Source organism: Paenibacillus dendrobii, assembly GCF_009807035.1.
Lineage (GTDB): Bacteria > Bacillota > Bacilli > Paenibacillales > Paenibacillaceae > Paenibacillus_AQ > Paenibacillus_AQ dendrobii.
This window is the reverse complement of the sequence record NZ_WUBI01000001.1, coordinates 171,767-196,153: the sequence shown is the minus strand read 5'-3', so window position 1 is coordinate 196,153 and position 24,387 is coordinate 171,767. Positions and strand designations below refer to the sequence as shown.

Below are 24,387 nucleotides of genomic sequence, written 5' to 3'. Positions count from 1 at the left end.
AATCACATCCTAATGATTCTTTTCAAGGCTGCCTCTTTGAGCCACGATGGAAATTCGTTCAGCAGCCGATCGTACAGCTCTTCATCAGAGATCGATTTAAAATCGTTCAAATGCATGAAGTTAGCATTATCCACCACTCTCCCTTCCATCGTATCCAATCTCTTCAGCACTTCGAAGTCTGACTCACCAATACCAACAAACTGCCAGAAGATCGGTTGTACTGCTGCAGCAGTAATGATTTTTCGAATGGCTTTTACCACACCTCCATCGTTGATGAAAATAATAAATGCAGGCAATTCCGAATCCTCTTCGACTGTGTATTTGCGGATGACATCCTCCATGACCGGTACTTCATTATTTCTGCCAAATTTATGGATGGAAGCATTATTCAGAATGTGATCGGTCACATAATGATGAAAATCTTTTTCCGTGACGGAAGGCAGGCGTCTAAACTCGTTATCATAAATCCATACATCCAATGACCCGTTATCGTCAAATTTGCAGGCAACCGCCAAAATTCGCTCCAACACATCCTGCACGGTTCCATTGCGGTATAATCGCTGCATGGAGCCGGAGATGTCAAGCACGATCCCGACCCTCGCCGCAACATCGGTCATTCTTTTCTTCTCCAATGTTATTTGTACAAGCTTTTTCCGCAAATCGATGGGTGAAATCGTAGGAGCTTCCATAGCCATGGAGACAGCTACCTCCGGCTCTTGCGTCGAACCCTCCAGCTCAAGTCCGTAATTGATGCATAGAGCAGCCATTCCTCCTTCAAAACCGCTGCCAATTGCATTCCATTTCCATTCTCCATGATGTCTGTACAATTCTCCGACGACAACGGCAGTCTCAAGCGACAGATCGCTTCCATATTCGAAACGGTAGAGCTCTTCCCCAAGATCCGTATTCACAATCCGAAGATACATGCCAGTAATATCTTTCATTCGATGATCCAGCGCTTCTCCATCATAAATCGTTACGGTAAAAGCAATTTTTGCGATATCATCCGATAACTTTGCGAGAGAAACATGAATAACTTCCTGATCTTCTTTCTTCAATACTACATGCTCTACCGATCCGTTTGGTGCCTGTGGATGCCCATAGAAAATAAAGTCTTCATCCTGTTCACAGCGGTTCCTTGACGATAAAAGGAAAGCTGCCGCATCAATACTCATTGCCTGACTTCCCTGATTCCATCCGAAAAAAAAGCTAATACGGTTCGGCAAGTTTTCTTTGGTTACCATAATTCTCTGCCCTTTCTTCAACTGCATATCAACATCTCCTTATCCGTGCTAATGAGAACTAAACCCATCATGGAGCTATTTTTGTAATATATAACCATTAAATAACGAAGAGTTAGCAAGTACAAGCCTCTTCCCGCAAATAAACCTCCGGTTTCAAAACTGAAATATCCTCTTCATGGATTCGTAACCCAATCACTTGCGGGTTCTACTATGATTTAGAAGAATCACCCCCGTTATGATTGGATAAAGAAAACATGTGGTAAATACATGTTACAAGGAGAGGATACAACATGAACATAAAACAACCGGCCAAAAAAGCCATGATCGCCGTTACGATGGCAGGAGTCGTTGGATTAAGCGCAATTGGAGTGAATCAACTCTTATTTCCTATACATCAGGTGAATGCGGCCGCAGCAGCAAGTGCTAACAACTATGCAGCCGAGCATGCTAAACAAACCTTGAACAGCTTTTACAAGCCAGCCTTGAAAGGACAGTTCCCTGGTGACGTGAGCGGCCTGACCATTGGAAAAAGCACCAAGCAAAATGTCATCAAAGCCATCGGCGAGCCTACCCTGCCTGGCAAAAACGCAAATGCCTTTGACATGTATGGCGCCGAGATGGGCCATCCCGGCTATGCATTCTCTTACAATCAAAACAAGATTCAAGAGATGCGTTATTTCGGAACCAACGTGGAGCGTCAGACCAATATCGGCGGCATAACAATGAAAATGTTAAAGCAGAACTGGTTTGCTCCGAATTCGACGACGACGTTCAAAAACGGCAAATCTACGCAAACCAAACTGACGTACATCCGCGGAGACTACAAATTGGAGTTCATCTTTAACAGCAGCACAAACCTGGATCACATTAATCTATTGGCAAAATAACGCCGTTGAACAAAGGCAGCGATCAGATGATCGCTGCCTTTGTAAGTTGTGAACCCCATTGCATGTCCTCGTCCACGCAAGCATTGTTCATATATAGACCATCCGGCAACTAAAGTATATTTTTGGAAACAAAACCTTCCCCTTCCCGGCAGCGTTATTATACAATAACTCAAAGGGGAGATCTGTTATTCTGAGAACAAATTTGGCCAAAAAGCTCACGCTCTCCACCATTCTGATCATCATCGGTCTGATGCTTGCCGCAGTTGCAATCATCATATTTGCGAAATCCTATTTTTCCGTACATGTATTTCATGTCAACAATCATACGTATAGACAGTCTGCTGAACAAAGTAACATCATCACATATCGCGCAAATTCGGGGCCTTCCATTGCCGTGCACGCTGTGGGTCAAGACCGAAAAGTCATCATTAACAATGAAGAATTCACCATTCATCGCACTTCGGATTCCATCAGCAGCAAATATCAGGTCGTGTACCCTAACGGCAAAAAATATGAGGTTGATGATCAAGACCGCTTCTTGCTGAGTCGTGATGAAAACGGTGAATTCATTCCGGATATATCGATGTACGTCAACAATCAAAGAGTCCTTCAAGATGGAGAGGAACTGTACTTTCCCGGCGAGCTTGTGACTGCTGCATATCCAGAGTATCATTCCAAACGAGGCAGTCTGTTTCTCTTTATCGTATCCATTCTGTTATTGATATACGGCTGGTGCGGATACCGTTTTGAGAAATTTCAAAGATTCCTGTTCTTCATGTCGCTTCGATGGGTCTGGGTGAACGATCCCGAACCAAGCGATTTTTATTATTTTATGAGTAAGGTTGGAGGAGTACTTACCATGATTGGCGCTTTTATTCTTGCCATCTATTCCTTACAGCTTGAACTATTGCAATAATATGAGATGAAAATCCGATAGCTGGACTTTCAAAATATAAAGGGGCTGCCGCTTCAAGCGGTAGCCCCTTTTGAGATCCATTTCATTCTATGCAAATTCTCGGGGATGACGTCTCATGAGCTCTTCCACCGCATCTCCCCGCCCTGTTTGTTTCAATCGTTCGATATACATTGGCAAATGTCCTTTGGCGTGGTACGGACCGCCTTCCTTCATCACGGTCCATAACGGATCTACGTCATGCTTCATCGTCATCATCATATGATCATGCCAATCATTCATCAAATAGACGGCTTCTTTACACAGGTCTGGGCGTTCCTTTGCCAGATTATTCTGCTCATATACATCCTCAGACAGATTAAATAGCATTTCCTTATCGAACAAGTGATACCCGTCATGATAGGTCCGGATATACAGCCAGTCCCCAAACCGAACGCTCCGCTGGCATACATGCGCACATTGCGATACGACCAGGTACTCCCTGCCATTCTCATCGCCGCTGCTTACCGTACTCGCATAACTGATTCCATCCCAGCTTGATGCCGGTTTAACATTCAGAAGATCCGCCATGGTTGGAAGCAGGTCTAAATGGTAATGAAGCTGAGAGTCGCTGATTCCGCGTTGTTTTCCAGGCCATCTGATGATCATCGGAATGCGGCATGTCCCCTGATCTGCCGTCGCATGCTCGCCATAAATACCGAGTTCTCCCATGTTCTCTCCATGATCCGCTGTGATAACAACCACAAGATCATCCATGAGTCCTTTTCGCTCCAGAAGCTGGAAGATGGAGCCGATATGATCATCCATATGGCGGATACCGCAATCATAACCGTCGACCATCGTCCGCAAATCTTCCATTGAACGGATTTCGCCAGGATGACGCGGAAAGTTTGGCGAAGTGTCGCTGTTATACATATTGATTTCGCTTGCGCCATGCGGACCCACTTTTTTCTTGTGAGCTTCAAGTACCTCTTCGGTAATCCATTCGGGAAGAGGTTCATCCTGAAACGGGTTGCCTAACGCATCCGGCGCACGATATGGCGTATGCGGATCCCAATAGTTCACGTACAGCATCCAGTCATCCTGATCAGCGTTACGCTCAATCCAGTCCATAACTACAGGGGTGACCTCTTCAGCCGATTCCAGTCCGGACTTGCCTGTGTTGTAGATTTCATTGAATCCGGCATAAAAGGTCCAAGCAGAATGCCGTTCCCCAAACGGGCTCACCAGCGCCGTTCTCATGCCCGCCCGGCGAAATATCGCCGGAAAGCTCTCCGATGTCAGCTTGTCATGAAAATCCCTGTCGATTCCCTCGTATCTAACATCGGCCGCCGTTCCACCGTGACCGACAACACCGTTATGTATTCCGAACCTGCCTGTCATTAAAGCCGAGCGTGACGGAAAACATGGAGCATCAGAGGTGTAGTAATTGTCAAACCGGATGCCCTCTGCAGCTATTTTATCAATGTTAGGCGAAGTATTCCGATGATAACCATAACACCCCAAATGATCAGGTCTCAAAGAATCCAAATCCAGCATTAAAATCTTCATATCGCTTCAACTTCCCTTCCCACATATTCGGTCCACGTCGGGTCATCTGCTAAATCAAACACGAAGAATGCACACCAGCACTTCATGCAAGAAGAATTATAGGTCACTTTTTCAGAATCATCCATGTACAATTCACTAAAATGATGTACAATTCAACAATGATTTTTTTCGAACGCAGATATAACCTTGAATCGATTTATTGTAAACTTACTTGTGTGATAGGGTTTTATCAAGCAATCTAAGGGCGGGGTGCGGAGAATTGATTCAAATTATGAGTGTAAATTTCGATAAAAACATACCCAGTTGGCGGACAAACTTAGAAGCCATAAATTACAATGTCTTAGTTTTAGTGAGAGAGGGGAAAGTCCGGTATAAGATCAATGGCAAGGAGATCATCGCGGAAAACGGGGATGTTCTCTTCATTCCGAGGTCTACCCGCAGATCCGGTGAAAATTGGTTGGGCGCTCCTCATCAGAAATATACGATTTTGTTCAGCTACGATGCCGGTATCGAAACGGGTATTCCATTCCTGGATCAGAAGCAATTCATACAGTTCAAGACATCCCAGGATCAATATGCTTTTCACCGCTGCGAGAGGTTGTACGAAGAAATCCGGGGCGGAAAAAGCTTTCGCAACATCATTTGCCTTGGCATTTTCCAGGAGCTGCTCGGCATGCTCGCTCGCGAATTGGATAAACCGGATCTGACCCCGAGCAAGCTGAAATATGCGCAAATCATCAAAAACTACTTGCTGGAGCATTATCGGGAGCCTATTGATATCGATCAACTGTCCAAGCTCATATACCGTTCCCCTAATTATGTGACAGCCTTGTTCAGGGAGGTATACGGACATCCCCCTATCCGGTATATGCATCAGCTTCGGATGCTGGAAGCCTGTAACCTGCTGCTGAGTACGGATATGACCATCGCCGGCATAGCGCAGTATTTAGGTTACTATGATACCTCTTATTTTCACCGTGTTTTTAAAAAGCACATTGGGATGGCTCCATCTAATTATTTGCAGCAAGGAGCACAATCCGATATGTCCAAGCTGTTTTAACGTCAGAAGCAGCTTAGGTACGTGAAAGCGGAACATATTCATTCTCCCCAAGATGGGTTTACAACAATAACTAATTATGTTACAGTTTAAATCAAATCCACACTATTCCAAGAAAGGAAGTAGGATTAAATGAAAATCGCGATTATTGGTGCCGGTAATATCGGTGGCAATCTTGCCCGTCGTTTAACGAAACTCGGACACGATGTATCCATCGCCAATTCCAGAGGCCCGCAAACCTTGCAGGAGCTTGCAGCCGAAACGGGTGCGAAACCGAAAGAAGTAACCGACGTAGCCCGGAATGCGGAGCTTGTTATCGTTACGATCCCGCAAAAAAATATTCCAGACCTGCCAGCCGGAGTTCTCGACCACACGGCACCGAATGCAGTCATTATCGATACAGGCAACTATTATCCACAGCAGCGCGACGGGCTTATTGCAGAGATCGAAGCCGGTCTGCCGGAAAGCCGCTGGGTGGAACAGCATTTGAACCGTACGATCATTAAAGCCTTTAACGGGATAGCCGCACAAAGTCTGTTGGAACGCGGATTGCCTTCCGGCAGTCCCGGGCGTCTGGCTCTGCCCGTTGCCGGGGATGATCCGTCAGCCAAACAGATCGTTCTTGCCCTCATCGAAGAGCTCGGATTCGATGCACTGGATGCCGGCGGACTGGAAGAATCCTGGAGGCAGCAGCCAGGAACACCAAGCTATCGCGAACATAACCTGGAGAGCCTGCGCCAAGCCTTATCCGAAGCCAGCCCTGAGCGTAGTGAGGCTTTCAAAGCGTAACGAACGAGGCCATATTTCTTACGGAAATGCATGTTAAAGATCACCATCCGAGTGGATGGTGATCTTTTTTTGTGATACATATGTAATGACATGATCTATAACTGATTCAGCAATTCCGTTGGATCACTGACATCGGTTCGCGTAGAATTGGAAAACTCCGTTGTTCCATTCTCCCCGTTCGTTACTAAGCGATGTATTGCATAATCAACTGCCCAAACATTTGGCAGATATCGAGTCATTGGCCCCGCCATTGATGACCTGCTGAATGGTCTTTAGCATGTGAGCCTGTTCATCGATAATTTTCTGCAAGCGTCTCACTTCCTTTTCGGCCGTAAACAACCTGCTTCCGGAGTGGAATTCAAATCCGGTGATCAGCCAATCAAGGGATACTCGATAAGTATCCGCAAGTTTGGATAACGTGACCAAATCAGGCTCAGTCTGAGCTGTTTCATATAAAAGAAGCGTATCCGTCGGGATTTGTGTCAGCCTGTATACTTCCATTTGCGTCAATTTCCGGTTGATTCGTGCCGACTTTAATCGTTCTCCCATTTCTTCTAGCAGAGTCCTCGCCATGTCAATCACCGCTTTTCTTATTGAAGTTGTTATATGAATATATTCGCCCTTATGCTATATTTTTCCTGTAAAATCTCCAGATTTCTAACATTTTCGCCGAATCATTTCCACATAAAAACCCCGGGCTAATGCCCGAGGAATATTCAGCCTTCCCAGCATGATTTCTTCGCCTATCTACCTCTCTTTATTCCGCTTCACCGAACATAACGCCCACAAACCGCTTGGGATCGGCTAAAAAATCTGCGAATTTTCCTAGATTCGTATACTCTAGATGTTCGCCATCATAGCAGCCTATGCTTTTCTTGGACGGGCTCCACACGATGTACAGTTCGGAATACTGATCCACTTCGGCAGAAAGTCGCAGCAGTTTTTGCCGGCCGACTTTCATCTCTATCGTATCCACCAGTCCCAAAAAATCTACGTACCGCATTTCGTACTCATTTTCCGGTATCTCCACGCGTCTGTGGTCCCCCGAGAGAAAGGTTATCAAGTCAGGCGGAAGCTTATAGCTTTTGAGCGCAAGCATTTTATTGCTGAGATTGTGAAATTCCGGCGGCTCCAATGCCTTCAAGTAAGCTGTCATCGCTTCATTACGGTTGATCGCCGCTATGGAATAAGCGCGCTCTCCGTCTTTTTCGGCAATAGTCACGTCCGCGCCGTGTTCGACCAGATACTTCACCATCGAAAAGTCATTGTTTCTGGCTGCCACGGTAAGCGGCGTAGCCCGGTACGGATATACCATATCCGGTTCATTGTAATTGATATCCACTCCATGCTTCAAAAGATATTCCACCGTCTTCAGATCACGGTCAGAGACCGCCCTACGAAGCGTTTTTCCGCCATACTTGCGAATATCGAGCCCCAATTCATGCACAAGGGCGATGTTCTGTTTATTGCCGTAATACGCCTCATCATAAGCACTGGATTTCACCCGATTCAGACCGTCTAGTTTCGCGCCCTTTTCCACCAAGTATCTGACCGTCGCTTCGTCGCAGTAACGAACCGCCACGAGAAACGCTTGACAGCCTTGATCATTCAGCGGAACGCCGTGCTCGACCAGCAGTTTGACGATCTCCAATTGTCCCGTAACCAAAGCCATATGAAGCGGAGTAAGCTCCGTATATTGGCTAAGCTTGATCGGCTGGCGTATTTTCCAGCCCCCTGCAATGGCCGCTTGAACCGCCTCGCTATTTCCGTCCACGATGTGCTGAGCCATCTCGGGCAGAACCTCAAAATGACCGATACCCTTAAGCTTCACCATCCGTTACTTCCTCCTTCGCATGCAGCATGGATTCCATACCAGCCTCCACCTCTTCTTGATGACTAAGCCATTTTTCCAAATTCTGATCCAGCGTCCCTTGATCATCCATCCCAAGCCATTGATCCGGAATGACCAAATACCGGCCGGCGCTGTTCTGCAGATAACTGAATACGATTTGCGCTTCATCCATTTCATCCCGGCCCACTTCGGCGGAAAAGGCGGACTCGTCCTGCTTGAAATACGCCCACACGAGATTTTTTATTTCCGTCTGCAGCACCTTCAGTTCCTTGCCTGTCACCTGAAATTTCTCGCTGAACAATACCGTGCTCCGTTTGATTAAAAACAGCTTGATGGTTTTGTCCTCCACTCGCTCATAGATCACGATATTGCGGTTTTGTTCGGCAAACCCGATCACTTTTTCCTTCTGCCGGAGATATTGAACCGATTTTAGGCAATCTCTCCATTTGGCCGCTGATTCAAAATCACATCGCTCGGCCGCTTCCGTCATCCGTTTCTCCATTTCTTCCTGCAGCCCCAGATCCGAACCCTCTAACAGTCCGATGAACCGTTCCATGAGCTGATTGTACTCCCGGAGACTGTCTCCCCCAAGGCACATCCCGAGGCATAATCCCAGCGAATAGTTCAAGCACGGCTTGCTGGCACTAGCTGCTGTATGTCCGCAGGCGATTTTGAGGCAATCCTGAATTTCCTGCACCGCTTTTTCAATCGTATGTCGGCTTGCGGTATAGGGGCCGAACATGGCCCGATTGCCTGCTGCCTCCGGAACGTTTGTAGCCTCGATGCGGCGCAGACCCTCCCCCGTTGGAATCATGATATACGTGTAAGCCAGCGGATTTTTCATTTTCCGGTTATACATTGGTTTGTATCGATGAATAAGGCTGCATTCCAGCATGAACGCCTCGAATTCGGTATCCGTTTGAATGATTTCCAAATCCTTCACATGCCTGACGAGCTTTTTGATCTTAGGAGCATGGGATTTATTGTTATAAAAATAAGACTGCACGCGTTTTCTCAGGCTTTTGGACTTGCCGACGTAAATGATTCCTCCTTGGGCATCTTTCATCAGATAAACCCCAGGCGTGAGCGGCAGGTTTTGTACTTTCTCCTGTACCGGCGTCATGAGAGCATCCCGGCGATCCGGTTAATTTGATCGGGGTATTTTTTGGCGATACGCGCCTTGCCAAGATTGGATTTTACGATTCGCCGAATCCTTTGATCCTCTCGGGCAGCATATTTCTCCAGCATCGCAAATCCTTCTACCGGAAGCTTCTCGACAAACAGACTGATTGCATACTCCAGCCCTTTCGACAGTACCCTGTAATCCTCTTGGGTTCCCGGCACCCGCTCTGCGCTTAAATCCTCCATGATGCGGTCCGACGTTACCAGCGCAAAACGTGCCGATTTCTCATCGCCTAACAAAGGCGGATGGGCTAATGCCGCCAAGAAAGCCCGTCTTTCCATCATCGTCGCCTGTTCGAAGGTTTCTTCTATATAAGAGCGCAGGACATTAAAATCTCTCTCCCCGATGTGCTGCATGGCCATGGCTGCTCCTTCTCTCATACGCCAGCGGCGATCATTCATGGCTTCACGAATGCACGTGATTATGTTTTTTTGACGAGATAAATCTACGGCCGAATAACATGCCCCAAGAGCCTGAATCGCGCAAAATGGCAAAAACATCTTCGGGTCGTTATCCCCGGCCTCCACCTCGTCGATAGCCAACCAACGGTTCAGCAGATTCCACGCTTCTTCCGGCATTGGCAAAGACTTGAACTGATCCGCGAAAGCCTCCGCCAGTCCAAGATTGGCCCTCGGACCCGGAAGGTTCGATTCCTGCATAAGCACCTTCTCCAGCAGTTCGTGATTCTTCGTTTCTCCCAACCATTCCCGCATATTCCGCACGGACTCGTCCGCTCTGCTCATGACTCTCGCCTCCTTGCTATGAATAGCCGATTATCTCCAGTGCTCGAAGATATATATTTCACTCAAACATAGATTTAGTTTACTCATTACTAGAAGAGCTTACAAGAAATCCAAGTGCACATCTCACCAAACCCCAAAAAAAGAGGCGGATGATCCCCGCCCCTTTGAACTCATCTTATCTATTTTAACGTTATCATAGATGGTCATCAAAAATCACCATTGAAACAGCATCTTAATGATGAACTTTCGGTGAAGAAGCGAAATAAATGTAGTCCGGCTCTCCCCGCTCCTGAGGAATGGATTCCACGGTCACCTCATCAAAAAACAACTTTAAATATTCCACAAACCGAGGCGAGGCGGTAGCGCTCCAAAAGGATACGATTCCTCCAGGGTTCATAAGCCGGATTACGGCGTAAATTCCTTTTTCCGAGTAGAGTCCGGTATTCGACTCCGAAACCGTCCAATCCGGCCCGTTATCGATATCCAGGCAAACAGCGTCATAAGTATCTTCGGTTTCGTCCATCCATTGTACCAGGTCCGTATGAATGACATGCGTGCGAGGATCGTCAAGTGCATAACCCGAGAGCGGCGCCAAATGCTTGCGGTTCCATTGAATAATCACTTCCTCAATCTCGACGACATCGACCTTCACAACCCTTGGATCAGATAGCGCTTCTTCCAGCGAAAAACCGACCCCCAGGCCTCCGATCAGCACCCTGTGCGGACACCTGCATCGTTCCAAAGCACTGCTCACAAGCAGTCGCTCCGACTCCCCGTTATATGTAGCCATTAAAAACGTGCCATTATAGATGATTTCATAATGGTCTTCTCTTTTTTGCAGTTGAATGTCGCCCCGGTCCGTGTGCGTCCGTTCAATGATTTCCGGTGTGTAGTTCATGGTTCCTACCTCCTGTTCTGGTCATAGACTTTACACTATATCATCTGAATCACTCTCTATTATAACCCTTCACGGCGGTGATAGCCCTCTTAGCTGCATAAAGTCATCCAAAAACCGGAAATCTGCTTCAATGATGCACTTCGTATTGTCTGTTATGAATGAATTTTGTATGGAGATTCTTCAAGGACTCGCCTTATTCGCTATATTTGTTCTTTAATCCATATAGCTGCGTCCCATACATTGTTTGCTATATAATCTGGCGCAGTCTCCGACCATGAATCCCTGAATTTACCCAAAGCTCCTTCCCCCCACCCCGTTCTTACAAGTATCTTCGTTGCCCCGACAGCCGCTCCGGCCAACATATCCGTTGAACCTACATCACCAATCACGATGCATTTAGTTAAATCTAGTTCATGCTCTCTTGCCGCTCTTAGTAGCATACCTGGTGCTGGCTTATGACAATCACAGTGATGATCGGGTTCATGAGGACATATATATGCATCATCAAAACCCAATTGGGCAAATTCCTGAATGAAATCATCTGCCTGCGCTTCGCCACGCGAAATTCTATGTTGGTTTGTGAATGCGAATAGCCTAAGGCCGATGGATTTCAATAAACTTATTGCTTCTAACGAAAAAGGATACGGGGTAAAATCCTTCGGATGAATAAAGTGACCCGTTCCTCCGATCGTACCGTCCCGATCCATAAAAACGGCTTGATACTTCATAACCCAACCTCCATGAGTAGTGTTTAAAAGATCTCTAAATCCAATTTCTCTATAACTCATACAGCCCCCTCTATTTGCCTATTATTCCTAATCGGTAAAAAGCACTCCTGATCGCTGCCGATTTTTATTATGTCGCTTGCAATGTCGGCATACTTACTCGCATCTTCATACAAAAGGAACGCTCGTGATGAGCGTTCCTCTACATGTTTACTTGGACGGGACTACATTATATCCCACCGTCTCCGCAGCATTTCCTGCCAAATCAGTTGCCGTGACTTCAATCCGGTTCATACCCGGATGTAAGTCGATATCTGTGCTGAACGTTAGGTCAGCCTCTACGTCAGCTTGTATTCCATTCACGAAAACAACTCCTGGCTCGCTGATCTTACCCGTCACATGCAGCTTTTCTTTTCCAACATTATAGTGGTTGCCTGTGAATTTCCCCGGTACGTCCAGCACGATGATCGGCGGTGTCGTATCGGACACAGTAATTTGGACGGAAGCTGTGAAAGAACCATCGAATGTCGTAGCCGTAATCACCGTGGTGCCTGGACTCTTTGGTGTTATCTCGCCGCTGTCGCTTACCTCCGCTACGCCCTTGTCACTGGATTTCCAGTATATAGATTTATCTTCTGCCTCCTCCGGCGTGACCACCGCCGTTAGTTGCGCTAATTCGCCTTCCGCCAATGTCATTTTTTCCGGCGATATACTTATGCCGGTTACATGCGGCTTATCCGTCTTGGCGGATGCCACATCCGAAGGGACGGATTCACCGGCCGAATTGATTGCCTTAACGAAGTAAAAGTATTCCGTTGAGGCAGGGAGACCGGTATCGGTATACGTCGTATGAGACGAAGGCACCTCAGAATTCAATTTTACATATTCGCCATCTGCTGTATTCGACCGATAGATATTGTACCCGTCCGCCTTCCCCACGGCATTCCAGTTCAATTCGATACCGTTGTCTCCTGTCGCCTTCGCCCGCAGGTTCCCCGGAGATGCAGGAGCAGTACCTGTCTGAACGGGTTCCCCATACACCTTGAATTCATAGCTGGATGCGCTTCCTCCGCTGTAGTTGGAACCCGTTATTGTCACTCGTACATAGCGATACGTTGCATCAAAGGTATCCGTCGTCAAGCCCTGCGTCGTGTTGTTCGTCCTGTCCAGGATGGTCGTATACGTCACGTCGTCGTTGCTGCCTTCTATTTTGTATTGATAGTATCTTGGATAGCTCGCGCTGTTGTACCAGTAACTCTCGAGTTTGGTCATATTCATGGTGCTGCCCAGATCAACCTTCCACCACTGCGGGTAGGAATTCGTGACGGCCGCCCAACGCGTGCCGGCGTTCCCGTCGTTCGCATTACCTATATCGTTGCCTGTTTGGAATGAGCTGGCGGTCGCTGTCTTGCCATCCGATATGACGCCCGACAACGTCGTCGCACTAATCGGCAAGCTCCATTGACTCGAATGCGAGTTGTTATTGGCTCTTACTTGATACGTATGAGTCGAGCTCGCCGCGAGTCCGGTATGCGCGTAAGGACTGATTGCTCCGCTGGTCAGCACCCCGTCCACGATCAGATCATAGCTTGTTGCTCCATCAGCGTCGTTCCAAGTGACATCGATATGGGATTGGCCCTCTGCTGTTGCGGTCAATCCGGTCGGCGCGGCCGGCAATCCCGGATTTGCTGCGGACGGCGTAATCATCATTACCTGAGATTCTCCGGCTCCGAAATCGATCCCATGGATGGACGCATGACCCGATGCGAATTCAACGGCACGGTCGCTCGCCCGGTTAACCAGCCTGTACTTCGTGATCCCGGTTAAGCTCGTATTCGTGGCGGCGGCTATATCCGATGCCGAAGAATCGGAGGTTACATAAGCCGGGGTCGCGTTGCCAACCGGAAGAAGATACCATTGATCGCTCCCAACTGCGGCCCCGTTCCCTCCGTTGCCGTTCGGATCTGCATTCGGGTCCGCGGAACCGGTAGAGACGGATGCGCCCATTGCGCGCGTCTCCGCTGGCGTCGATCCGGATACCTTCAGATATTTCCCCGTCTCCATGTTCTGCAAACGATAGAAGCCGCTGTTCTTCGAAGGATCGAAATCGTCCGGTACGGGAACGAATTGCCACTGATCGGCCGCGCCGTCCTCAAGCGCATTGCCTCCAATCGAGATCTTATAAGAGGAAAGAGGGGATATGTCCGCTCCATCCTTGTCTTTCGGAGGACTGTAAGAAGAATAGTAGGTGTGGCTTGCATCAGGTTCCGATAAGGAATAGTTGATTTGCTTGCCGGACAAATCGGAGATCGTCCGGAATGAATAGCCGCTGACTTGTTGGTTGGTCAAGCTTCCCGTATCGATCTGGGACAAATAACTCCCGACTGCAGCCGGCAGTTTGCCGACGATTCGGAAGGTGTCAGGCGCACCCAAATCATCAGTTTCGTACACGTAGCCGTCATAACCGACAGAACGGTACTTCCCGCTGTACACGTTATAAGAGAACGCATTCTCATACTGCGTATTGACTGGGACGAAAAGCCTTTCGGTCGTTGCATTTTTGAAAATCGGGTTACCTGCACTGACTTTGACCGAAGTCGCATAACCGGTCGAATTGTTCTCTTGTTTGATCCATACTGCGCCGCTCTCAATATATACCGTTATTGCTGCATCCAGAGCGGGATCGGAGTACGTAACGGAAGGAATACTCCCGCTAGGTCCGACGATCGTTCCGTTTACCGTATTCGCCGTATACGTGCTCCCTGCCGTATCCTTGAAGGTGAAATCTCCTCCGCTTGGAATTTTCGTATAGCCGATATTCAGAGGAGAGTTGTCCATCCCTATGCCTGTCAGCTTCAGGTTATCCGTTTCGGGGGTATAGTTGACGGTGAGGTTATGATCGCTGCCGGCACCCATTGGACTTCCGATCCAACCGGCGTAGCCCTTTAGCGCAGAACGGGTCCATGTCCCGTTATACCATACGTCCCACGAGCCCTCGGCCATCTTCGCGCTGATTGGGGACCGGGCGAGGCTGAAGAAAGTGAGGACATTGCTGTAGCCCGTTTTCCAATTGATATGGTTGTTGTATAAAACGTAGAAGTAGCCGTTGACGTTATCCACGAATAATCGGGTTCCGGCCACGCCGTACGACCATGTCGTGCCGGGGAAGTTGCTGGCGGTAACTGCTTCTTCGCTGTCGTTCCAAGGGGAGGTCGCCACTTGACCGATCAGGTTCCATGTTGCCCCCTTATCTGTCGAATACATGGATAGAATGCGGTTGTTATGAATGCCCGTTGCGATTCTCTGGTTGTTCGTCGGGTTGCCGGAAGCAAACGGATTGAACTGATACTCGTCATTGGTGAGGGAGTACCAGTAACCGGTATCCGGATCGATCCAGATGCCGATTCCGTCGTTATGATCGTCTTGATAGGGAGTCGGAATGCCGTATGCTTCATCGATTTTGTAATTGATGGTCCCCGGTCGATTCCAGTATGAATTATATGTCACTGGGGTACCCCAATTCGTGTTCAGCTTGCCCAGGTCCGTATTGGTGTTATATTTGATCCACGATCCTCCATTATCCGCCTGCTCATAGTTAGAAACGGAGTACATCCAATGAAACTCCCCGTCCTGATCAACGAACGCGGTTCCGGCGATATCGGCCGTGCCGGAGGAAAGGCTGGGGACGGCGTGCTGGACAAATGTCGGGAACTTTTCCGCGGCTGCGCTGGCCGAGTGAACGCCGAATGGGACCGTACCTGCAGACAAGACGAGTGCAAGGATGATCCCTGATACCGCAAGCTTTGTTGTTTTCCTTCTTTCACGCATAAGATAACCTCCTATACTAGGAATCATGAACATAGCCTCCCGTTCCCGGGAGACTCCCTCCCTCACCTCCCTTTGCACCTCCCTCTCGTTGTCATTCAGCCCCTGAAATGCGACAAATGAATGGGCAAGAACTGATAACAGAACCATCGAGGAAGCTTTTTCTTTCCGAATCCTTTCTTGTTCCTCTTGATAAGGTTGACAGTTCGAAGATCCCATACACTCTCCTGGAAAGAGCCTGATTTTATGTACCAACCTATCGGTTCCAGTCTAGAGCGAAGCAAGCGGCTACGTATACTTTCTCTTTTTCACATGCGTAGTACATTTATAAGAAAAGCTGCCGCGATTAAAAATCGTCGATCAGATCTTAAAAACCGTCGACGGTTTACGAAATCAAAAAGAGGGCAGTTTTCACCGCCCTCTTTTGGTTTCGAACATCACCTTCGGATTCTTTCTCCTTCTGCACCACCAGTTTGACAATAATTGCGTCCCTCCGGTCAGCTGAACAGAAAATCAGGAGCCGGGAATGAATGGACGCAAAACGATGGCTTTCTATGCCATTCTAAATGGTATAGTCAGTACTTCCTTGCATAGTTCGCGACAGAACCTTCACGATGCTATGTCTCATTCATCTTGGTATTCAGCCTCTTGGCTAACTCCGCCAAATCCTGTCCTTTAAGAGCCCCCTCCACCAACTGTGGTAGAAGCGCGGGCGTACAAGCGAAACTTGGAGTACCGTCCTTGGAAAAGGCCTTGGCCAACTGCTCATCGTAGAAGGGTTTTCCTTCATCGGATAAAGCCAGCAGGCAAAGCGTCTTAACGCCCGATTCCTTCATTTCTCGCATGCGGCGGATCAATCGTGACTGGTTACCGCCTTCATACAGGTCGGAGATGAGAATGAACAGCGTTTTTTTCGGCTCCTGAATAAACTGCTCGCAATAGGCTACGGATTTATCGATGTTCGTACCGCCGCCGAGTTGAATGCCGAACAGCATATCCACAGGATCATTCGCGCATTGTTCCGTCAAATCAACCACTTCGGTATCAAACACAACCACACGGGTGTCCAGCGCAGGAATGCTGGCGAAAATAGATCCGATGACGGAAGCCCAGATAACCGATTCCGCCATGGAGCCGCTTTGATCGATATCCACGATCACGGTCCATTCCTTATTCCGTTTGGCTCGGTCAAAGAAGTAGAACTTTTCGGGAATCATCCTCTGCAGAGAGGCATCGTAATGCTTAAGGTTCTTTTGAATCGTTCGCTTCCAGTCTATGCCGCTTAAGGAGGACAGCGGCGTATGTTGTCTTCGGTTCAGAGCGCCGGTAACCGCCCTTTGGATATCCTGCTCCATCCGTTGGATTAATTCATCCACGACGGCCTGCACAAGCAAACGTGCGGTATCTTTTGTCTTCTCAGGTATTTTCCCTTTCAGCGACAGCAGCGTTCCCACCAGCTGAATATCCGGTTTAACGCTTGCGAGAACCTCCGGCTCAAACAAGAGCTGCTTCCAGCCTTTTCGCTCCATCGCATCATTCTGAATCACGGATACAACATCCTCAGGGAAAAAGGCACGTACATCCCCGAGCCATTGGGCAAGCCGGGGGGTGGATTTACCTTGCCCTGCGCTGCGGGGTTTCGCGCCTGGAGCGGACCCGCCGCTTTCATCCGTGCCGTCCGTCTGATCATAAATCGCTGCCAGCGCGCGGTCCATTATGATCTCATCGCTGGTCAGCTCCACATGTTCGCCGCCGCTGTATCGGTTCAGTTCCTCTTCGGCAGCTGTCCCCAGAATGAGACGCCAACGGGATAATGCCTGATGATCTGCCATTTTCCCCATATCTAAAAGTCCTCAAAATCAAAATCATTCAATTCATTTAACATCTGTGCCTCTTCCTCCCTCAAGTCATCCATGAGTATTTCAGCGACCTGCTCCGTGTCAGCACCCCACAACTCGCCGAGCAGCTCGGCAACCATCGTTTTCTCTTTCGGGCTAAAAACGCTAAATGCACGCCGCAAAAACACAAGCGCACGCAAAAACTCTTCGTCCTCGAGTGTACAAATATATTCGTTCAGCTGTTCCCACAAGCTCATTCGCGATATAAGGGCATAACGGTTACGCATCGCCAGTCCCTCAAACCAGCCTGCACCAAGATCTGCCGATATGCCTGGGGATAACCGGCGGGATACCTCGGCAGCACATTGTTCTGCCGAGATGTCGCCCCGCTCCAGCAAAATCGCACAGGCAAGTCCCGATAGGCGTGGATGGGCATCATCCCGGTCGGATAAACGGCCCAGTTCTTGAATCCACAGCGGCTCATCAACCTCTTCGCTATGTTCCGATGCAATATGGTTCAATTCATTGATCGCCGCCGCCATGGCCTGTGCCACTTCATCATTGCATTGACTGGCATCAAATAAAAACAAACAAGCACGCATAAACAGTTGCTGGAGCAGGGGAAGAAGAGGCTGCGTATTCATGCTGCGGATACCGCCGAACCGGATGAGCTCGGACAGTTTTCTCGCTGCTGCCGCGATCTGCACGACATCCTGACTCTCGACCGCAAGCCTCTGCAAGGTCTTCCGTCCAGCTTCCATTTGATGGATCATTCCGCATTCATACGCGATGGTAATAAGCGCAGAAGCCTCTTTGATGGTTACGCAATTCTCGAGTCGCTGCTGCAGGACAAACCCTGCTGCGGTTTCCACGGTCTCGCCGAGGAGCGTGGATTCAACGACCTCAATCTCCACTTCCGGAGTCCACTGGATAACCCAGTGCTCCGCCCAGGCAGCCTGATCCTGTGATTTGCCGTTCTCTTTGACAAAATGAATCCCCAGCAGCTTCAAGCGGTGGAACCAGGTTGATCGGTTTAGGTCCAGATAAGCTGCTTCTTCCGAAGACACCCTGCGGTTCTCGCGCAGATCCAGGACCAGGTCGCTTGCAACAGCCGTTTTGTATTTTTCAAGCTTCAGCCGCTTCATTTGGCGATTCATATCCTCCTGAATCGGCGTCTGGCTGACACCCTCCGCCAATGCTCCGATCGCCGTCCCGACCTCTATTCTTGCCAATGATTCGGCAATGACGGAGAGATCTCCCCGGCCAAGGAGCGTTTTGGCTGCATCCCTTAGATCCCTGAGCGTTGGAGCCATACCCTCATGAAGTGCTGCCAGGGATTCAGCCAGGCGTACAGCTTCTATGACCTCAGCCGTCGAGCGGTGCGTACCGCCTTTTCTTAAATCGCCTGCCACCGAAGACAGATAATGATGCGGCAATTCCCCGAGCGTTCCTTGAAGCATATGTCCCCACATCAATTCAAAATAATACGGAGCTATATTGCCGGCTCCATATCCGGAAAGCGAAGAGAGTTTCAAGTAGGAATAAGGCATGAGTGTCCGTTTCGTCTTGCGGGAAGGCAGCTGTTTCAATTCATCATCGGACATGGGAGCTGAAAGATCGGTTAGAGCAGAAGCATGATATGCCCCGCAAACCACCACAATTTTCTCCGGCTGATGGCCTGCCGCGATGGTTTCAGCAATTTGTCGGCACATATATGCTTCGCGTACCGCGTTATAAGCATATTGCAGCTTTTGACTCTTTCGCTCTTGCTCCTCTGTTAGCTCCCGCATTTGACTCGAATACGCCAATATCGTCTGACGATAAGCATCCGGACTCAGGTTATGCTCAAAGCCTCGTTCCCAAAATGTATCGTAATCAGCCTCTCCTGATATTTCTGCGATCCTGTTGTATATTGAACCGCCGTCTCTGCCGAATTCATCCGGGATGCTTTGCTCCTCATTCCCATCGTCTTCATCATTCTTGCCATCACTCTTTTCCGATGTTTCATGTTCGATATCTTCATCAGTTTCTAAATCACCGTAACCGTCTCCCGCATCAATGCCGCGGATATCTTGTAAACAAACCGCTGATGATGAAGGTAAATCGATAAAGGCACAGTAAGCTCCATGCTGACGGGCCCAATGCATTGCCTGATATTCCGGAGAATACACGGCAAATGGCCAGAGAACGGTGCGGACCGGCAGTTCCTCTGTAAATGCGAGAATCGCAACCGGAGGTTTCGTTGAGCTATTCGTTAAATGCATGATTTCTGACGTTGCGTCCGAGGGTCCTTCGATCAAGACGGCCGTAGGCTGCACCTGTTCCAAATATTCCGCGATATGATAAGCTCCTGCCGGTGACAGGTGCCGGACGCCAAATACATGCACACCAGCGCCTCGCGCCGCTTTCATTGATTCATCTCCTTGCAGGCCGTATACAGACCGCGCCAGCCGGCTCCTCGTTTCTTCATGACGTTATCCAAGTATTCCTTCCATACGAGACGATCTTTGTCGTCATCCTTTACGATGGCCCCCTGCAAACCCGCTGCCAGATCTTCATCCGTCATCTCCCCATTGCCAAAACTTGCCGCCAGCGCCATGCTATTCGTAAGCAGCGAAATGGCTTCCGCCGTGGAGATCACGCCTGCCGGAGATTTGACCTTTTCCTTCTTATCGAGGGTCATGCCGCTGCGCAGTTCCCTGAATATGGTCACGACCTTTTGTAGAGCTTCGTCTGCAGGTACCGCAGCCTGCAAATCGTAAGAGGCCGCGATCTCGGCAACCCGCTTTTTCACAATTTCCACTTCGGTCTCAAGGTCCGCAGGTGCGGGCAGCACAATAATATTAAATCGGCGCTTCAGTGCCGTCGACATTTCATTCACACCGCGGTCGCGGGTATTGGCCGTGGCAATAATGCTGAAACCTTTGCGGGCGTTCATCTCCTTACCGAGCTCCGGTACGGATATCGTCTTTTCCGATAATATGGATATCAAGGCATCCTGCACCTCGGAAGCGCAGCGGGATATTTCCTCAAACCGCGCAATTCCTCCGGCTTCCATGGCGCGCATCACCGGACTTTTCACGAGTGCCTCTGGCGTAGGTCCTTGCGCCAACAGCATGGCGTAGTTCCAAGAGTAGCGCACCTGCTCTTCCGTCGTTCCTGCCGTTCCCTGCACAACCAGTCCGGAATTGCCATATATGGCCGCAGCCAGATTTTCGGACAGCCAGGATTTAGCCGTTCCCGGTTCACCAATGAGCAATAGCGCCCGATCCGTCACAAGCGTAGCGATGGCCATTTCAACAATGCGCGGATTGCCGATATATTTCGGGGTAATGACCTGTTTGCCCGCCATGCCACCGACGATAAATTTCAATACCGATTTGGGGGACATTTGCCACCCGGCTGGAATTTTGCCCTCATCCTCACGAATTAACGCACTTATCTCCTCTTCGTATAACAGCTCGGACGGTCTCCGCATGATATCCTGCATGGTTTGTTCCGTACTCATCGGGGTAACACTCCTTTATGATTGAATGGATGACTCCATGTTCTTTAAAATGTATTCCAGTTGTTCCTCTGCACTCGATTTGAATTTAGGCAGTACAGCCCGAATACGCTCAGCATAACTTGCCGGGAGGCAACATAACTGCTCAAATAAAAACGGTTCGATTTCATGGCATTCAGTATTTCGTTCATCTTCCAGTGCACGAACGAGCGCCTCATGCAGCTGATTCCCAGCAACGCCAGCACGAACCAGTCCCATCACTGCCAAATTGGCAAAACGGTTGCGGAATTCCGGAGAGTTTCGCAGCTTGCCCAGCAAATAAGATACGGCCTCCGCATGTCCCGGACGCGCAAATGCGCCGACCAGCGCCAAGTGATCCAGCTCGAGAACATGGTCGAGCCACCGATGATCCCAGTTTGCGATGATCTCATGCTGCGGCAGCATCTCTACATGGTAGGTATAGCCTGTTTTTTCTTCATAGGTCCAGACCTGCTTGTATGCTTGATATCTTCGGAGTACGACCATCTCCTCCATCGTATCCAGAAGCTGTTTGCAGTAATTGGCGCTTCGGCTGACCGCCGAAGCATGTTTGCGATCCGACAGAATTTTGGCATATTCCTCGTATAATCTCTCGGGAGACAAAAGGGGCTGTGCTTTAATAAATATCTCGCGCGCGTAGGAGCTGGTTCCGGCATACTTCTTCAAATCCATTTCCACAGCCCCCACCATGAGACTCCAACCCTCTTCGGATTCGGTTTTTTTCATGTACTGCATCGCTTCATTGGCCAAAAATGTCCAGCCTAGTTTAAACATATACAATTTGTAATTCCGCAGAACATTCAGATATAGTTTCTCGAGTTCCGGATTCTCTTTCTGATTTAACGCCCATAGGTAACGCTTGACCTGCGTCCAGATCTCTTCTGTCTTGGGCTTGTTTTCGATGACCTCGGGAAGCGAATGCAATAGTTCCGCGAAATCCCCGGTAAGCCATCCCGTAAGCAGCGGGGATGCACAGCGGGATAGCGAAGAATTCACGATTTCACCGTCTTTGCCTTTGAACGCTTCGTATAATCGTTCCGCCGCGCTTTCCCATCCGCTGTCCGCAAGCGCATGGTAAGCAGCTTCACGAATCCCCTTCTTTTTATCCCGGCTAAAGTCCAGCAGGGCTTGCTCATACTCCGGATGCCCTGCGAGCAGCCGAATCGCGGTGATGCGTACCTCATCCGATCCCGATAGGGCAGCCTCGAATACCACGCCGAAGACCCCTTGTCCTCCGCTCTTCGCGATGACGTTCAGCTTGCGTGATTCGAGCTTCCCCCCTGCGGGCTGAAAGCTCTCCAGCAGATGGGGGACAATTGCCGGTCCGTATGAAGGCAAAATATCCGTCATCGCGAACTCCGCAATGTCCACATATGGGTCGTTCAAGGCTTCCACGGCGAGCGGAAACAGTCTCAAATCACGGAATATTCCTTCCCGGAAAGCTTCCAGAATTACTTCATGACGTCCGCTTCCACGTGTCGTTAGCGCAGTTCGGACCGCAGATAGCTTGCGATAAGACAAACGGGTTGGAAGTGGCAGTGGAGTACTCTTAAGGGGGACTGTCTCTCCCTCAGCAGAACCCTTTCCTAGCGTGTGTAATACCGAATGCAGCAGCAGGTTCACATCCTGCAGTTTCCTTGCAGAATCGGTAGCACTCCCTTGATCGGTTTCGATTAAGGCTTGCACTCCTTCACCAAGCTTCTTGAATACAGGGGCGCGTTCACCCAGCTGCTGAAAAGAAGGCAGCAGCCGTTTCAGCCTGTAATCTCCGGCAGCGAGATCGCTACCGGCAATATATAGACGTCTGACTTCCTCATTCAGCTCCATCAGCAACGTTTGACTCATATTCCGTATCTCCTCCATTTCTGCTAGTTAATAAAGCAAGCGGACAATCTCTTGCCCATTGACGATACTCAGCGGCTGCACACGCAGCTGCCCGCTTTGAGTCTGATGTTCAAACACGACCAACATGGCAACATTCTTCAAACTGTACTCAGGCAAGTAATTCAACAAATGAACGGTTGAGTCTTCGAGCAGATCCTGAAGTCCAAGCGTTTCTCCATAAGCATCAACGATGAATATACGGCCATTATCATCTGTAACAACCTTTTCCACATGCAGCATCATAACTGGATTCGGGTCACCCAGTGGATTTTTCAGCTGATTCTTGACTCTTTTGACAGCCTCCACGTAAGAAGAAGCAGCATATTCCCGTATCCGGGCGATGTCCTGTTGGTCCACAGTTCTTGAGGTAAAAGATTCAAAACGTACGCGTCGGTTCATATCCCCGGGGTAACGGTAGAGCATCGGGACATGAGCCACTTCAAAAAAACTGTCTTCCTCACGCATGAGTTTCGCAGCTTTATAGGGCCTGTACTGCACGGTACAGTGAATTTCACCGCTGTCCATTTGCATCCAATAACCGTTGTCAACAAACTCCATTCGCGAAGCGTCGTCGTAACTAAGGAAGGATAGCTGGATTAACTCCGTCTCCGGTCCGACCAGACCAGCTTCTTTCAGTTCCGACAGCTGCCACGCATGGCCCAGCCATTCCTCAATGCTAGATTCACGGTCTAATGCCAGTTCAGGATCCTCCAGCTTCGCATTGAGATGTGCACGGCCTTTTTTGATGAATGCATGGATGACGGCAAACTGTTCCGCGGCCAAGTTATATGTACGCTCCGGATTTCCGCCGGAAGTCAAAATTATATGAAGTTTGCGCAACTGAACCTGAGCGCCGTTTAAATAGAAGCTTCCCATTTGCTTAACATGTTCCTGGATGACTTTGAGCTCTTTGGCATCCAACGTTCCAAGCCCCCGGCGTATCAATGAAAATATGAGCTTCTCCAGCACATCCAATCCTTCCAGTTGAGCGATGACTTTTTTCTTCAGTGCCGATTTATTCACTTTTTTAGGCTTGGCTGCATTCCCTTCGGCTGTTTCCTTCGCCTTCTTCTCTTCCCGCTTCTCGGCTTTCTCGCGTTTGGCAGCCAGTTCGTCGGGAACCGCGGCCCTGGAAAAGGATTTGCCTTCAGCATAGGCATACAGCAAACCAAGCACATGCTTACAAGGAATTTGCCGGCTCGGACAGCTGCAGCGCATCACCGGCTTATCCGGAATGACGAAATCCGCGGATGGCGAATAAGGCGTCTTTCCGCTCCCTGCGCATGAACCGAACAGCACCTGCTGGTCCTCTGACTGATGAAGCACGGTAAACTTCCCTTTTTTTATTAGATCATGCCCGTTTTTGATTGCGGCACTATTAGGCGCCAGTGAATCAATCCAAGTCTCTGTAATTTCAATCAAACGAATTCCCTCCTGCTTCGGTATGTAATGCG

At 49.1% G+C, this 24,387-nt stretch carries 18 protein-coding genes and 1 pseudogene; 4 read left to right on the top strand and 15 right to left on the bottom strand.

Annotated elements, in window-relative coordinates:
• Positions 1-2: 2 nt before the first annotated feature.
• Together GRF59_RS29585 and GRF59_RS29580 are read right to left on the bottom strand one after the other, a co-directional pair.
• A complete protein-coding gene (locus GRF59_RS29585; protein ID WP_341480050.1) occupies positions 3-674 on the bottom strand; it encodes a vWA domain-containing protein in 672 nt (223 codons plus the stop codon).
• A gap of 81 nt (positions 675-755) precedes the next feature.
• Positions 756-1,271 (bottom strand): annotated as a pseudogene (locus tag GRF59_RS29580) (TerD family protein); the annotation flags it as partial.
• A gap of 263 nt (positions 1,272-1,534) precedes the next feature.
• Between GRF59_RS29580 and GRF59_RS00760 the strand changes: the two are divergent.
• Together GRF59_RS00760 and GRF59_RS00755 are read left to right on the top strand one after the other, a co-directional pair.
• The gene (locus GRF59_RS00760; RefSeq protein ID WP_160495776.1) at positions 1,535-2,131 is read left to right on the top strand and encodes a YjgB family protein; all 597 of its coding nucleotides are present in this window, start codon (positions 1,535-1,537) and stop codon (positions 2,129-2,131) included.
• 202 nt (positions 2,132-2,333) lie between these two features.
• Positions 2,334-3,047, top strand: a complete 714-nt coding sequence (locus tag GRF59_RS00755) for a DUF6199 family natural product biosynthesis protein (protein WP_160495775.1) — start codon at positions 2,334-2,336, stop codon at positions 3,045-3,047.
• Between the two features lie 87 nt (positions 3,048-3,134).
• Here the strand turns inward: GRF59_RS00755 and GRF59_RS00750 are convergent, their stop codons facing one another.
• Positions 3,135-4,595, bottom strand: coding sequence for a sulfatase family protein (locus tag GRF59_RS00750; protein ID WP_160495774.1), 1,461 nt, complete (start codon positions 4,593-4,595; stop codon positions 3,135-3,137).
• Between the two features lie 271 nt (positions 4,596-4,866).
• On the opposite strand from GRF59_RS00750, the gene GRF59_RS00745 reads away from it, so the two are divergent.
• Entirely contained in the window at positions 4,867-5,655 is a 789-nt protein-coding gene (locus tag GRF59_RS00745) for a helix-turn-helix domain-containing protein (RefSeq protein ID WP_237391573.1), read from the top strand.
• A 129-nt stretch (positions 5,656-5,784) separates the two neighbouring features.
• Positions 5,785-6,441, top strand: a complete 657-nt coding sequence (locus GRF59_RS00740) for an NADPH-dependent F420 reductase (protein WP_160495772.1) — start codon at positions 5,785-5,787, stop codon at positions 6,439-6,441.
• Between the two features lie 204 nt (positions 6,442-6,645).
• Here the strand turns inward: GRF59_RS00740 and GRF59_RS00735 are convergent, their stop codons facing one another.
• From GRF59_RS00735 to GRF59_RS00680, 12 genes are all read right to left on the bottom strand, one after another.
• Positions 6,646-7,014 carry a helix-turn-helix domain-containing protein gene (locus GRF59_RS00735; protein WP_237391572.1) on the bottom strand — a complete coding sequence of 123 codons (369 nt, stop codon included), beginning with the start codon at positions 7,012-7,014 and terminating at the stop codon, positions 6,646-6,648.
• 184 nt (positions 7,015-7,198) lie between these two features.
• Positions 7,199-8,275, bottom strand: a complete 1,077-nt coding sequence (locus GRF59_RS00730) for an ankyrin repeat domain-containing protein (protein ID WP_160495770.1) — start codon at positions 8,273-8,275, stop codon at positions 7,199-7,201.
• Complete coding sequence (locus GRF59_RS00725) at positions 8,262-9,416, bottom strand: GIY-YIG nuclease family protein (protein ID WP_160495769.1); 1,155 nt, start codon at positions 9,414-9,416, stop codon at positions 8,262-8,264. Before GRF59_RS00725 ends, GRF59_RS00730 begins: the two co-directional genes overlap by 14 nt.
• On the bottom strand, positions 9,413-10,219 hold the full coding sequence (locus GRF59_RS00720) for a hypothetical protein (protein ID WP_160495768.1): 807 nt from the start codon (positions 10,217-10,219) through the stop codon (positions 9,413-9,415). Before GRF59_RS00720 ends, GRF59_RS00725 begins: the two co-directional genes overlap by 4 nt.
• 232 nt (positions 10,220-10,451) lie before the next feature.
• On the bottom strand, positions 10,452-11,117 hold the full coding sequence (locus GRF59_RS00715) for a spermine/spermidine synthase domain-containing protein (protein WP_160495767.1): 666 nt from the start codon (positions 11,115-11,117) through the stop codon (positions 10,452-10,454).
• 200 nt (positions 11,118-11,317) lie between these two features.
• Positions 11,318-11,845: an HAD-IIIA family hydrolase gene (locus tag GRF59_RS00710; RefSeq protein ID WP_160498053.1), complete on the bottom strand. Its 528-nt coding sequence runs from the start codon at positions 11,843-11,845 to the stop codon at positions 11,318-11,320.
• 207 nt (positions 11,846-12,052) lie between these two features.
• Positions 12,053-15,670: a discoidin domain-containing protein gene (locus tag GRF59_RS00705; protein ID WP_160495766.1), complete on the bottom strand. Its 3,618-nt coding sequence runs from the start codon at positions 15,668-15,670 to the stop codon at positions 12,053-12,055.
• Positions 15,671-16,284: 614 nt separating this feature from the next.
• The gene (locus GRF59_RS00700) at positions 16,285-17,508 is read right to left on the bottom strand and encodes a VWA domain-containing protein (protein ID WP_160495765.1); all 1,224 of its coding nucleotides are present in this window, start codon (positions 17,506-17,508) and stop codon (positions 16,285-16,287) included.
• Positions 17,509-17,510: 2 nt separating this feature from the next.
• Positions 17,511-19,916, bottom strand: coding sequence for a DUF5682 family protein (locus tag GRF59_RS00695; protein ID WP_160495764.1), 2,406 nt, complete (start codon positions 19,914-19,916; stop codon positions 17,511-17,513).
• Positions 19,913-21,013 carry an ATP-binding protein gene (locus GRF59_RS00690; RefSeq protein ID WP_160495763.1) on the bottom strand — a complete coding sequence of 367 codons (1,101 nt, stop codon included), beginning with the start codon at positions 21,011-21,013 and terminating at the stop codon, positions 19,913-19,915. The genes GRF59_RS00695 and GRF59_RS00690 overlap by 4 nt, the downstream gene beginning before the upstream one ends.
• A gap of 15 nt (positions 21,014-21,028) precedes the next feature.
• Complete coding sequence (locus GRF59_RS00685) at positions 21,029-22,894, bottom strand: HEAT repeat domain-containing protein (protein WP_160495762.1); 1,866 nt, start codon at positions 22,892-22,894, stop codon at positions 21,029-21,031.
• A 27-nt stretch (positions 22,895-22,921) separates the two neighbouring features.
• Complete coding sequence (locus GRF59_RS00680; RefSeq protein ID WP_160495761.1) at positions 22,922-24,355, bottom strand: SWIM zinc finger family protein; 1,434 nt, start codon at positions 24,353-24,355, stop codon at positions 22,922-22,924.
• Positions 24,356-24,387 lie beyond the last annotated feature (32 nt).